The sequence below is a fragment of the Micromonospora alfalfae genome, from assembly GCF_022230925.1.
In the GTDB taxonomy this organism is placed as follows: domain Bacteria; phylum Actinomycetota; class Actinomycetes; order Mycobacteriales; family Micromonosporaceae; genus Micromonospora; species Micromonospora alfalfae.
The window spans coordinates 12,854-26,612 of record NZ_JAKKFH010000018.1; the positions used below are offsets into that span (position 1 = coordinate 12,854).

At 67.6% G+C, this 13,759-nt stretch carries 9 protein-coding genes; all 9 read left to right on the top strand.

Annotated features, from left to right (window positions below):
* The first annotated feature begins 103 nt into the window (after positions 1-103).
* The 9 genes from MED01_RS15310 to chvE all read left to right on the top strand — a co-directional run bounded on the left by MED01_RS15310 (position 104) and on the right by chvE (position 13,696).
* Positions 104-1,108, top strand: a complete 1,005-nt coding sequence (locus MED01_RS15310; protein ID WP_372493668.1) for an ABC transporter substrate-binding protein — start codon at positions 104-106, stop codon at positions 1,106-1,108.
* 187 nt (positions 1,109-1,295) lie between these two features.
* Positions 1,296-2,837 (top strand): sugar ABC transporter ATP-binding protein, encoded by a 1,542-nt coding sequence (locus MED01_RS15315; protein ID WP_238669238.1) that lies wholly within the window; start codon positions 1,296-1,298, stop codon positions 2,835-2,837.
* The gene (locus tag MED01_RS15320) at positions 2,834-3,904 is read left to right on the top strand and encodes an ABC transporter permease (RefSeq protein WP_238669239.1); all 1,071 of its coding nucleotides are present in this window, start codon (positions 2,834-2,836) and stop codon (positions 3,902-3,904) included. Before MED01_RS15315 ends, MED01_RS15320 begins: the two co-directional genes overlap by 4 nt.
* A complete protein-coding gene (gene yjfF, locus MED01_RS15325; RefSeq protein ID WP_238669240.1) occupies positions 3,901-4,893 on the top strand; it encodes a galactofuranose ABC transporter, permease protein YjfF in 993 nt (330 codons plus the stop codon). The genes MED01_RS15320 and yjfF overlap by 4 nt, the downstream gene beginning before the upstream one ends.
* A gap of 26 nt (positions 4,894-4,919) precedes the next feature.
* On the top strand, positions 4,920-6,422 hold the full coding sequence (gene araA / locus MED01_RS15330; protein ID WP_091401160.1) for an L-arabinose isomerase: 1,503 nt from the start codon (positions 4,920-4,922) through the stop codon (positions 6,420-6,422).
* Between the two features lie 337 nt (positions 6,423-6,759).
* Complete coding sequence (locus MED01_RS15335; protein WP_238669241.1) at positions 6,760-8,865, top strand: family 43 glycosylhydrolase; 2,106 nt, start codon at positions 6,760-6,762, stop codon at positions 8,863-8,865.
* 412 nt (positions 8,866-9,277) lie between these two features.
* Positions 9,278-10,264 (top strand): LacI family DNA-binding transcriptional regulator, encoded by a 987-nt coding sequence (locus MED01_RS15340; RefSeq protein ID WP_210781556.1) that lies wholly within the window; start codon positions 9,278-9,280, stop codon positions 10,262-10,264.
* A gap of 321 nt (positions 10,265-10,585) precedes the next feature.
* Entirely contained in the window at positions 10,586-12,241 is a 1,656-nt protein-coding gene (locus tag MED01_RS15345; RefSeq protein WP_238669242.1) for a glycoside hydrolase family 27 protein, read from the top strand.
* A gap of 312 nt (positions 12,242-12,553) precedes the next feature.
* A complete protein-coding gene (gene chvE, locus MED01_RS15350) occupies positions 12,554-13,696 on the top strand; it encodes a multiple monosaccharide ABC transporter substrate-binding protein (protein ID WP_112624825.1) in 1,143 nt (380 codons plus the stop codon).
* The last annotated feature ends 63 nt before the right edge of the window (positions 13,697-13,759 follow it).

Sequence of the window (13,759 nt, forward strand, 5' to 3'; positions counted from 1 at the left end):
CGGTCTGCACCACGACGCACCAGCACGCACCACCCGCGTACGCCGCTCTTTCGCACCTCGGCGGTTGGCGCGGTTACCCACCACATCCAGCCAAGGAGATTCGATGGGAAAGATGCGAACGCAGTCCGCTCCGTGGCGCGCTGCCGCGGTCCTCGCCAGCGTGCTGCTGGTCGGCGGCGTGGCGGCCTGCGGCAATAGCGACACCGGCGGCGGCGGCACCAAGGACGACGGCAAGATCACGATGGGCTTCTCCCAGGTCGGTGCGGAGAGCGGGTGGCGTACCGCGAACACCATCTCGATCAAGGAGGCCGCCACGGCAGCCGGAATCGAGCTGAAGTTCGACGACGCGCAGCAGAAGCAGGAAAACCAGATCAAGGCGATCCGCAACTACATCCAGCAGAAGGTCGACGTGATCGCCTTCTCGCCGGTGGTGGAGTCCGGGTGGGACACCGTGCTCAAGGAGGCCAAGGACGCCGGCATCCCGGTCATCCTGACCGACCGCTCGGTGGACTCGGCCGACAAGTCGCTGTACAAGACCTTCCTCGGCTCGGACTTCGTCAAGGAGGGCCGGCTCGCCGGTGAGTGGCTGGTCGAGCAGAAGAAGACCGCCTCGGGTCCGGTGAACATCGTCGAGCTGCAGGGCAGCACGGGCGCGGCACCAGCGAACGACCGTAAGAAGGGCTTCGCCGAGGCGATCGCCGCCAACCCGAACCTGAAGGTCATCGCCTCCCAGACGGGCGACTTCACCCGGGCCGGTGGCAAGCAGGTCATGGAGCAGTTCCTCAAGGCCAACCCGAAGATCGACGTGCTGTTCGCGCACAACGACGACATGGGTCTGGGCGCGCTCGAGGCGATCACCGCCGCCGGCAAGGTGCCCGGCAAGGACATCACCATCATCACGATCGACGCTGTCAAGGACGGCATGCAGGCTCTCGCCGACGGGAAGTTCAACTTCATCGCGGAGTGCAGCCCACTGCTCGGCCCGCAGCTGATGGACCTGGCCAAGAAGGTCAAGGCCGGCCAGGAGGTGCCTGCTCGGATCGAGACCGAGGAGACCACCTTCACGTCCGAGCAGGCCAAGGAAGCTCTGCCCAACCGTAAGTACTGATCGACGACGGGGCCGCCGCGTTCGCGTGGCGGCCCCGCCGCGTCGCTTCCCTACCCGAAACGGACCGGGCTTGGCCCGCGACGACCTCCGTACCACGCCCGCCTGAGCGCCCCCAGGGGCGACCGGGCGGGCGTGGCGGGAGCGTAGCGGCCCTTCCGTGTCGACAACCCAGAAGAGGTCTGATGGGATGACGGATAGCCGTCCGGTCCTGACGATGACCGGGATCAGCAAGTCCTTCCCCGGGGTGCGTGCACTCCACGACGTCAACTTCCGGCTCTTCCCCGGCGAGGTGCACGCCCTGATGGGCGAGAACGGGGCCGGCAAGTCCACCCTCATCAAGGTGCTCACCGGCGTCTACGACACCGACCAGGGCGCGATCACCCTCGACGGCGAGCCCGTGTCGTTCACCGGGCCGATGCAGGCGACCGCCGCCGGTGTGAGCACCGTTTACCAGGAAGTCAACCTCTGCACCAACCTCTCGGTGGCGGAGAACATCTTCATCGGCCGTGAGCCTCGGGTCTTCGGCGCCGTCCGTTGGGGTGAGGTTCGCCGCCGCGCCCGAGCCCTGCTGGCCAGCCTCGACCTCGACCTCGACGTCAGCGCGCCACTCGGCTCGTACTCGCTGGCGATCCAGCAGATGGTCGCCATCGCCCGCGCCATCGACATCAAGGCCCGGGTGCTGATCCTGGACGAACCGACGTCCAGCCTCGACGCCGGCGAGGTGGCGCAGCTGTTCCGCATCATGCGGCAACTGCGCGACGAGGGCATCGCGATCCTGTTCGTGACCCACTTCCTCGACCAGGTCTACGAGATCTCCGACCGGATCACGGTGCTGCGCAACGGCGGGCTCGTCGGCGAGTACCTCACCACCGAGCTGCCCCAGCTCTCCCTGGTCGAGAAGATGATCGGCAAGGAGCTCGACGTCCTGGAGGGCATCGAGGAGCACTCCCGGCGGGACCTGGCCGCGCTGGAGGAGGGCACCCCCCTGGTGGCGGTGTCGAACTTCGGTCGGGCGGGTGCTGTCGAGCCGTTCAGCCTCACCATCCACGCCGGCGAGGTGGTGGGCCTGGCCGGCCTGCTGGGCTCGGGGCGTACCGAGGTCGCGCGGTTGTTGTTCGGTGCCGACCGCACCGACGGCGGTCAGGTGGCGATCGACGGCACGGCGAGCAGCCTGCGCACCCCCGCGCAGGCCATCGACCACGGCGTGGGCTTCTGTTCGGAGAACCGCCGGGCCGAGGGGATCGTCGCGGACCTGTCGGTCCGCGAGAACATGATCCTCGCCATGCAGGCGGCCCGCGGCTGGCTGCGGCCCATTCCGCGTCGCCGCCAGGACGAGCTGGTCGACAAGTACGTCAAGGCCCTCAACATCCGGCCCGCCGACCCGGAGGTGCCGGTACGCAACCTCTCCGGCGGTAACCAGCAGAAGGTGCTGCTGGCCCGGTGGCTGATCACCGAGCCGCGGCTGCTGATCCTCGACGAGCCGACCCGGGGCATCGACATCGGGGCGAAGACCGAGATCCAGAAGCTCGTGACGCAGCTGTCCGACGGGGGCATGGCGGTGCTGTTCATCTCCGCCGAGCTGGAGGAGGTGCTGCGCCTCAGCCACAAGGTGGCAGTCATGCGGGACCGGCAGATGGTCGCGCAGCTCGCCAACGACGAGAGCCTGGACGCCGACCGCATCATGCAGACCATCGCCAGCGGATCCCACCGGGAGGAGGCAGACCGATGAACGACACCATGAGCCGCTATCGGACGATGATCGGTCACCGGCTGTTCTGGCCCGCCGCCGTGCTGTTCGTCATGCTCGCCGCCAACACGATCTACCGGCCCGGCTTCCTGTCCATCGAGCTCAAGGACGGGCACCTGTACGGCACGCCGATCGACATCCTGCGGCTGAGCGCACCGCTGATCCTCGTCGCGCTGGGCATGACCCTGGTCATCTCCACCGGCGGCATCGACCTGTCGGTGGGCTCGCTCTGCGCGATCAGCGGCGCGATCGCCTGCATGTACATCAGCAAGCAGCCCGACCAGAACAGCCTTGGCGTGGTGGTGACCGCCCTCGCGATGGCGATGGGTGTCTCGCTGGTGCTCGGCGCCTGGAACGGGGTGCTGGTGGCCGTCATCGGGATCCAACCGATCATCGCCACCCTGATCCTGATGGTCGCCGGCCGGGGTCTCGCCCAGCTGATCACCGAGGGTCAGATCATCACCATCAACTCCGAGCCGTACCGGGCGATCGGCCTGGGCCACGCGTTGACACTGCCGCTGGCCATCTTCATCGCGCTCGCCGCGGCCCTGCTGGTCGCCGCGTTCACCCGTCGCACCGCACTCGGCATGATCATCGAGTCGGTGGGTGGCAACGCCATGGCCAGCCGGCTCGCCGGCATCCGGTCCGGTCGGGTCATCTTCCTCGCGTACGTGATCAGCGCCGCCTGTGCCGCGGTCGCCGGTTTCATGATGACTGCCAACGTCTCCAGCGCCGACGGCAACGCCGCCGGCCTCTGGGTCGAGTTGGACGCGATCCTCGCTGTCGTCATCGGCGGTACGTCCCTCGCGGGCGGCCGGTTCTTCCTGAGTGGCACGATCATCGGCGCGCTGATCATCCAGACCCTGACCACCACGGTGTACGCCATGGACATCTCGCCGCAGACCTCGCTGCTGTTCAAGGCGGTCGTCGTCATCGCCGTCTGCCTCATCCAGGCGCCGGCCTTCCGGGCCCGGTTCAGCCGGCGTAGGCGCAACGTCCCGCCGCCCGCCACCATCGCCGACAAGCCGAAGGAGCAGGTGCCGGCATGACCACTGGAACGCTTACCGCCGCCGGTCGTACCCGGTTCCGGCTGCCGAGGAAGCAGATACCGGTCCTGGCGACGCTCGCCCTGCTGCTGGTGATGTACGGCATCGGCGTCTCGCAGTACACGGCGTTCTCCAACGTCCAGGTCATCTTCAACGTCTTCATCGACAACGGCTTCCTGCTCGTCGTCGCGGTGGGCATGACCTTCGTGATCCTCACCGGTGGCATCGACCTGTCGGTCGGTTCGGTGGTCGCCATGACGGCGATGGTGTCGGCCGCGCTGCTGCAGGACGGCATGCCGGCGGCGCTGGTGCTGGTCATCGCCCTGCTCATCGGTCCGACGCTCGGCCTGTTGATGGGCTGCGTCATCCACTTCTTCGAGATCCAGCCGTTCATCGTCACGCTCGCCGGGATGTTCTTCGCCCGGGGCATGTGCACCTTCATCTCCGGCGCGTCGATCCCGATCACCGACGGGTTCTGGACCTCGATGTCGCAGGAGCGGATCGGGGACCCCCGGGGCAACTTCGTGTCGATCAGCGTGCTGATCGCCTTCGTGGTGGTCGTCATCGCCGCGTACACGCTGGCCTACACCCGGCTGGGACGCAACGTGTACGCCATCGGCGGCAACCCGCAGTCGGCGCTGCTGATGGGCCTGCCGGTGGGGCGGACCCGGATCGCCGTCTACACGATCAGTGGTCTGTGCTCGGCCATCGGCGGGATCCTGCTGTCCTTCTACACCCTCTCCGGCGCGCCGCTGATCGCTGTGGGGATGGAGCTGGACGTCATTGCCGCCGTCGTCATCGGTGGCACGGTGCTCACCGGCGGCGCGGGTTACGTCTTCGGCACGGTGCTGGGCGTGCTGGTCCTCGGCGTGATCCAGACCCTCATCACCTTCGACGGGAGTCTCAACTCCTGGTGGACCAAGATCGTGATTGGTGGTCTGCTCTTCGCGTTCATCCTCCTTCAACGCCTCATCGGAATCCGTTACAAGTGACCGCCCCTCTCGCGGAAGGCAACTCCATGGCACCACACACCGAACCCGAGATCTGGTTCCTCACCGGCAGCCAAGGCATGTACGGCGAGGAGACGCTCCGCCAGGTGGCCGAGCAGTCTCGCCAGATCGCGGCAGCGCTCGACGACTCGCCGCAGATTCCCGCCCGCGTGGTCTGGAAGCCCGTCCTGACCAACAGCGGTGAGATTCTGCAGGTCTGCCGGGACGCCGCCGCTCAGGGTGCCGTCGGGGTCATCGCCTGGATGCACACGTTCTCGCCGGCCAAGATGTGGATCTCCGGTCTGGACGCGTTGCAGACACCGCTGCTGCACCTGCACACCCAGGCCAACGTTTTGCTGCCGTGGAACGACATCGACATGGACTTCATGAACCTGAACCAGGCCGCCCACGGCGACCGTGAGTTCGGGTACATCCAGACCCGTCTCGGTGTGGCCCGTAAGACGGTGGCCGGGCACGTCAGCGACCCGCGGGTGACCACTCGGATCGGGGCCTGGGCCCGCGCCGCGTTGGGCTGGTCGGCGATGCGGTCGCTGCGTCTGGCCCGCTTCGGTGACAACATGCGCGACGTCGCGGTCACCGAGGGCGACAAGGTCGAGGCCGAGCTGCGGTTCGGGGTCTCGGTCAACACCTACGGCGTCAACGACCTGGTCGAGGTGGTCGGCGAGGTCACCGACGCGCAGGTGGACGACCTGGTCAAGGAGTACGAGGACACCTACCGCATCGTCGGCGAGCTGCTGCCCGGCGGCGAGCAGCACGACTCGCTGCGGTACGCGGCGCGTGTCGAGTTGGGCATGCGCGCCTTCCTGGACGCGGGCGGGTTCCGGGCCTTCACGACGAACTTCGAGGACCTCGGCGGGCTGCGTCAGCTGCCGGGCATCGCCGTGCAGCGGTTGATGGCGGACGGCTACGGCTTCGGCGGTGAGGGCGACTGGAAGACGTCGGTCCTGGTTCGCACCCTCAAGGCGATGTCGGTGGGCGTGAGCGGCGGCACGTCGTTCATGGAGGACTACACCTACGACCTCACCCCGGGCAACGAGCTGGTGCTCGGCGCCCACATGCTGGAGGTCTGCCCGACGATCGCCTCCGACGTGCCCAACGTGGAGATCCATCCGCTGAGCATCGGTGGCCGTGAGGACCCGGTCCGGCTGGTGTTCGACGCCGCACCCGGGCCGGCCGTGGTGCTCGGGTTGTCCGACATGGGGGAGCGGTTCCGCCTGGTGGCCAACGAGATCGACGTGGTGGCGCCGCCGCAGCCGCTGCGCCGGTTGCCGGTTGCCCGTGCCGTCTGGCGTCCGCGTCCCGACCTGCCGGTCTCGGCCGAGGCGTGGATCACCGCGGGCGCGCCGCACCACACAGTGCTGTCACAGGCGGTGGGCGTGGAGGAGCTGCACGACCTGGCGGAGATGAGCCGCACCGAGCTCGTCGTCATCGACGCCGCCACGGAGCCCCGCCGTTTCGCCGACGAGCTGCGCTGGAACCAGGCCTACTACCGGCTGGCCCGCGGCTTCTGATTCGCGCGGTCGGATCGTCCGGAAACGGGTGGTCCACCCCTGCCTGCGGGCGGGGGTGGACCACCCGTTCGCGTGTGCGCCAGCCGGGCCACGAGGCGGTTGTGTTACGCCTTGACTAACAGCATGTTATCGCTCACAGTCTATAACCAAGATGGTCGATGTCGTTGGCTGGTCCGGCCGCGCGCGCGTCCTACCCCGCGGTTTCGGCACCTCGTCGCCGCGACGGTCGGGCGATCGGTGTTAGCGATCACATGGCCGGGCGTGGTCAGCTCGGTGCCCCGCCCGGTGCCGCGGACGCCGACCCAGACCGCACGGTTCGCGTCAGCAGAGGAGGATCATGCTTTCCATCGGTCGGGTTCCCCGGGGTGCGCCACGACGGCGCGGGTGGCTGTCGAGACTCGCCGTCGCCGCGATGGTGCTGGTGGTCGGTGGCGCGGCTGTGGCCGTCGCCTCGTCGCCCGCGTCAGCGGCCACCGTCGACACCAACGCCTGGTACGTGTTGGTGAACCGCAACAGTGGCAAGGCCGTGGACGTGTACAACCTGGCCACGAACGACGGTGCGCGGATCACCCAGTGGACGCGCAACAACGGTAACCAGCAGCAGTGGCAGTTCGTGGACTCCGGAGGCGGCTACTACCGACTCAAGTCGAGGTTGTCGGGCAAGGTGCTGGACGTCTCCGGCCGCTCGACCGCCAACGGTGCCAGCGTCGTGCAGTGGAGCGACAACAACGGCACCAACCAGCAGTTCCGGCTGGCCGACTCGGACGGCGGCTACGTCCGGTTGATCAACCGCAACAGCAACAAGGCGATGGAGGTGCAGGGCGCCTCGACCGCCGACGGTGGCAACATCGTGCAGTACGACGACTGGAACGGCACCAACCAGCAGTGGCAGCTCGCTCGCATCGACGGCGGGACCGACCCCACGACGCCGCCCCCGTCCAACGGCACGTATTCGAACCCCGCGGTCTGGCAGGACTTTGCCGACGTCGACATCATCCGGGTGGACAACGCCTACTACATGTCGGCGTCCACAATGCACTACTCGCCCGGCGCGCCGGTCCTGCGCTCGTACGACCTGGTCAACTGGGAGTTCGCCGGTCACTCCGTGCCCAAGCTCGACTTCGGGTCGAAGTACGACATGAGCGGTGGTAACGCCTACGTCGATGGCATCTGGGCGTCGACGTTGAACTACCGGCCGAGCAACCGGACCTACTACTGGGCCGGGTGCATCGACTTCGCGCAGACCCACATCTACACGGCGTCCGCCGTCGACGGCACCTGGAGCAAGCACACCACCATCCCCAACTGCTACTACGACGCCGGGATGCTGATCGACGACAACGACACCATGTACGTGGCGTACGGCAACGGCACGATCAGCGTGGCGCAGCTGTCCGCCGACGGGAAGTCCCAGGTCCGCGCCCAGCAGGTGTACCAGACGCCGTCGAGCATCGGGACGCTGGAGGGCGCGCGTTTCTACAAGCGCAACGGCGCCTACTACATCTGGCTCACCCGCCCGGCCAACGGCCAGTACGTGCTCAAGTCGACGAACGGCCCGTTCGGCCCGTACGAGCAGCGGCAGGTGCTGCTCAACCTGCCCGGCCCGATCTCCGGTGGCGGTGTGCCGCACCAGGGTGGGCTTGTGCAGACCCAGAACGGCGACTGGTACTACATGTCCTTCGTCGACGCGTACCCCGGCGGTCGGATGCCGGCCATGGCGCCGATCACCTGGACCGGCGACGGCTGGCCCGTGCTGCAGACGGTGAACGGCACCTGGGGCAGCTCGTACCCGAAGCCGAACCTGCCCGCGCCGCCCCGCGCCGTCAAGCCACTCACCGGCACCGACACGTTCGCCGGCACCACGCTCGGACCGCAGTGGGAGTGGAACCACAACCCGGACAACAGCAAGTGGTCGGTGAACAACGGGCTGAACCTGCAGACCGCCACCGTCACCGGCGACCTGTACAAGGCGCGCAACACGCTGACCCACCGCATCCAGGGCCCCACCTCGACCGCGACGATCGAGTTGGACTACTCCACAATGCGCGATGGTGATCGCACCGGCCTGGCGGTGCTGCGTAACTCGTCGGCCTGGATCGGAGTCCGACGGGACAACGGGTCCACCCGGCTGGTCATGCAGAACGGGCTGACGATGGACGGCAGCTGGAACACCACAAGCACCGGCAGCGAGGTGGCGAGCACCGCCGTCTCCGGTGGCCGGATCTGGTTGCGGGCCAACGCCGACATCAGACCCGGATCCGGTCGGCAGGCCCGTTTCTCGTACAGCACCGACGGGGTGAACTTCACCTCGTTCGGCAACGCCCTGACGCTGGCGAACAACTGGCAGTTCTTCATGGGCTACCGGTTCGCCATCTTCAACCACGCGACGCAGTCGCTCGGTGGCGCCGTCACAGTGCGGCAGTTCAGCCTGACCACACCGTGACGCCGGTCACACGACGATCGCTCTGACCGGTGGCGCTGGCGACGCAGCCCTGGCGGCATGTGAAGTCCGCGCCACCGCGTCAGCTTCCCGCCGGCCTGTTCCACGCTCTGTCAAGGAGCGAGGGCAGGCCGGCGTACCACACCAGGACCGTGTCCCGGGTGGGTTGGTTGGGGACTTCCGACGGGTACCGCCTCGTACGGCTGCGGCGCGTCGAACGGTCCCCACACAGGCGTGCCGTGTTCGGGGTCGTTGCTGGCGTAGACTGTCGGCGATCCAGCGCTGGTCACCTGGGATTCAGCACCGGCGTGGTGACTGAGCGAGGGGGATCGGGCCGGGCCGCTCCAGTCGACGTCGACGGGCTGCGGGCCGGCGATGTAGCGGGGGGAGTGAAATGGCCGTCCACGGTCCCGCGATGACGGACGTTGCCCGTCTCGCCGGTGTCTCCCATCAGACGGTTTCGCGGGTGCTCAACGGGCACCCCAACGTCCGTGAGCAGACCCGACTTCGGGTACGCGCGGCGATCGCCGAACTCGGCTACCGCCCCAACGGCGCGGCACGCGCCCTGGTGACCGGTCGATCACAGGTCATCGGTGTGGTCGCGCAGAACACGACGCTCTACGGTCCGGCATCGCTGCTGGCCGCCCTGGAGCAGACCGCCGCCGAAGAGGGCTTCGCGGTCAGCGTCGGCAGCGTGCGAAACCTTGACCACCGCTCCATCTCGGCGGCCGTCGAGCGGCACCTGTCGCACCGGGTCGCCGGCATCGTGGTCATCGCCCCGGTCGAGTCGGCCGGTGAGGCGCTGGAGCGCCTTCCCAAGGATGTCCCGCTGGTCACTGTCGACGGTGACCCGAGCCGGCCGGTGCCGCTGGTGACTGTCGACCAGGTGGCGGGCGCCCGGGCGGCGACGCAACATCTGCTCGACGCCGGACACCGCACCGTCTGGCACGTCTCCGGCCCGACCGACTGGTTCGACAGCGTGGGGCGGATCGACGGATGGCGGCAGGCGTTGCTGGCCGCCGGGCTGGATCCGCCGCCGCCGATGCCGGGGGACTGGTCCGCAGCGTCGGGTTACCGGTGCGGACAGATGTTGGCGCGGATGCCGGAGGTCACAGCGGTCTTCACCGCCAACGACCATCTCGCGCTGGGCGTGCTGCGGGCGCTGCACGAGTTCGGTCGACGGGTGCCGCACGAGATCAGCGTGGTCGGCTTCGACGACGTACCGGAGGCGGCGTACTTCATTCCGCCGCTGACCACCGTCCGACCGGACTTCGACGCGGTGGCGCGAGCGAGCCTGCAGATGCTGCTGTCCCAGATCGAGTCGGGCACCGGTGGGGCGCTGCGGCAGACCATCGCACCCGCTCTGGTCGCCCGCGAGAGCGTCGCCCCACCTCGCCACTGACTGTCGACCAACCGTAGGTCGCCCCGCATGGTGCGGGTAGTGGTCCCGCTGCCGTCCCGGCCCAGCGGTGCACGCGCGTGCGCGTAAGCGCCAGCACGCGCCAATTTTTGGCTTCCTCACCCGATAAGACGCGACTCGATGGGTTGCTGAGCGTCACCAATCGATGGCAAGCGATACGGCGCGGTGAAGGTATTGAACCTCGTGAAATGTCGCCGTAACATGATGGGCGTCTCTGTTAACGCTAACAAAAATGGCGTCCAACTATCGGCGTACCGACCAGAGATCGTAATCAAGGGCGGGCGTCACCGACAAGGAGGCTCGATGAACCGCAATACCCGAGGTCGTCGCTGGGGGAGCGCACTGGCGGCCGGAATTCTGCTCGCCGGTGCCCTGGTCGGCCTTCGCGCTCCGACGGCGCAGGCACTGGACAACGGCGTGGCGCGCACTCCCCCCATGGGTTGGAATTCGTGGAACTCGTTCGGCTGCAACATCAACGAGGGGCTGATCCGGCAGACGGCGGACGCGATCGTCAGCAGCGGCATGCGGGACCTGGGCTACAACTACGTGGTGGTCGACGACTGCTGGTTCAACCCCAACCGGGACAGCTCCGGCAACATCCAGGGCGACCCCGGCCGGTTCCCCAGCGGCATGAAGGCGCTCGGCGACTACCTGCACGCCCGGAACCTGAAGTTCGGCCTGTACCAGGTGCCTGTCGACAAGACCTGCGCCCAGTACTTCGGCGCCTACCCCGGCGCGACGGGCAGCCGTGGCCACGAGGTGCAGGACGCGCGCCAGTTCGCGGCCTGGGGTGTCGACTTCCTCAAGTACGACTGGTGCTCGCCGGAGGGCAGCATCAACGACCAGGTGACCACCTTCGCCAAGATGCGTGACGCGTTGGCCGCCACCGGCCGGCCGATCGTCTACAGCATCAACTCCAACAGCATCCACTCCAAGACCGGCCCGCAGCGCAACTGGGGCGACGTGGCGAACATGTGGCGAACCACCGAGGACATCACCAACGCGTGGGACACCGGCCAGAGCAACGGGTACCCGATGGGCATCCAGAACATCATCAACGTGACAGTTCCGCTGGCGTCCTACGCGAGGCCGGGTGGGTTCAACGACCCCGACATGATGGAGGTCGGCCGCGGCGGCATGAACGACACGGAGATGCGCAGCCACTTCGCGATGTGGGCGATCATGGCGTCTCCGCTGATCGCCGGCAACGACGTACGGAACATGAACACCGCGACGCAGACCATCCTCAAGAACGCCAACCTGATCGCGATCAACCAGGACTCGCTCGGGTTGCAGGGGACGCAGGTGTCGTTCGACGGCACGCGTCGGGTGCTGGCCAAGCGGCTCGCCAACGGTGACGTCGCCGTCGCCCTCCTCAACCAGGGCGGCTCGACGACGACGATCTCGACCACGGCCGCGGCCATCGGCAAGTCCGGCTCGTCGTTCAACCTGGTGGAGGCGTGGACCGGTGGCACCAGCACCAGCAGCGGGACCATCAGCGCCAGCGTCCCCGCGCACGGCACCGTGGTGTACCGGGTCAGCGGTGGTGGAACGACTCCTCCGACGACGCCGCCGCCGAGCACGTCGAGCGCGTACGCCAGCGCCGCCTCCGGCCGCTGTCTCGACGTGCCGAACAGCAACACGACCAACGGCACGCAACCGGTCATCTGGGACTGCAACGGCGCCGCCAACCAGCGCTGGACCAGCAGCGGTCAGACCCTGCAGGCCCTGGGCAAGTGCCTGGACGCGCCGATGAACGCCGCTGCCGGCTCCAAGGTGCAGATCTGGGACTGCAACGGCGGGACCAACCAGCAATGGACGGTCAACGCCAACGGCACGATCAGCAACGCGCAGTCGGGGCTCTGCCTGGACGTCAACAACAACGCCACTGCCAACGGCACCACGGTGATCCTCTGGACCTGCACGGCGGCGGCGAACCAGCGGTGGTCGCAGCGGTAGCCGACCGGGGTCGCCGACCGTCCAGGTCGCGGCGACCCGCCTGATCCGACGGTAGTGCTGGTGCCCGCGGACGACAGACGTCGTTCGCGGGCATCGGTCTGTAGAGTGCTGCGGACGACCACGCTGAGTCGCCGCGTCCTACCCTTCCGACAGATCGGCCACATGGCTACGCTCGCCTGGATGCTCCGTTACGAGACCGTGACACCGGTATTTCGGATCTGGTGTTGACGCAATCTATGTGAGCGCTAACACTACCCGAAAGATGATACTTGGCCCCGGCAGTCGGCGGGGGAGTCCAGAGAGGAGAAGCCCGTGGGCAGGAAATTCCTGGTTGCTCTCGGCGGCGCGGCACTCGCGCTGAGTTTGGCGGCGTGCAGCGGCGGGGGTGCGGGCAGCGGTGAGAAGTCCGGCGACGAGAAGCCGAGCGATCTGACCATCGGCGTCTCGATGCCGACGCAGACCTCGGAGCGGTGGATCGCCGACGGCAACGCGGTGAAGTCGAAGCTGGAGGCCAAGGGCTACAAGGTCGACCTCCAGTACGCCGGCGACGACATCCCCACGCAGTCGCAGCAGGTCGACCAGATGATCACCCAGGGTGCCGATGTTCTGGTCCTCGCGGCGATCGACGGCACCGCGCTCAGCAGCCAGCTGCAGGCCGCTGCGGCCGCGAAGATCCCGGTCATCTCCTACGACCGGCTGATCCGTGGCAGCAAGGACGTCGACTTCTACGTCAGCTTCGACAACTACAAGGTTGGCGTCGCCCAGGGCACCGCGCTGCTCGTCGGTCTCGGCCTGCTGAACAAGGACGGCTCGAAGGGCACGGCCAAGGGGCCGCTGAACGTCGAGCTCTTCGCCGGGTCGCTGGATGACAACAACACCCAGTACTTCTTCGGCGGCGCGATGGACACGCTGAAGCCGTTCATCGAGAACGGCACGCTGGTCGTCAAGTCCAAGCAGACCACCCCCGAGCAGGTAGCCATCCTGCGGTGGCAGCAGGAGACCGCGCAGAAGCGGATGGAGAACCTGCTCACCTCCAGCTACAACGACGGCTCGAAGGTCGACGGGGTGCTCTCGCCGTACGACGGCATCTCCCGCGGCATCATCACCGCCCTGCAGAACGCCGGTTACGGCAAGGGCGCGAAGAAGCTCCCGGTGGTGACCGGCCAGGACGCGGAGATCGCCTCGATCAAGCTGATCAACGACGGCGTGCAGAGCTCCACTGTCTTCAAGGACACCCGGCTGCTGGCCGAGCAGGCCGTGAACGCTGCCGAGGCGTTCCTGCAGAAGAAGCAGCCGCAGGCCAACGACACCCAGACGTACAACAACGGCGTCAAGGTCGTCCCGGCGTACCTGCTGCCGATCGCGACCGTCTACAAGGACGACATCAAGGCGACGCTGATCGACTCCGGCTACTGGACCGCGGACGAGGTCGCCGCCGGTCAGGCCAAGAAGTAAGCCACTCGTCGGGCCCGGCGGTCACCCGCCGGGCCCGACGCCTGGGCGCGTACCACGTCCAGA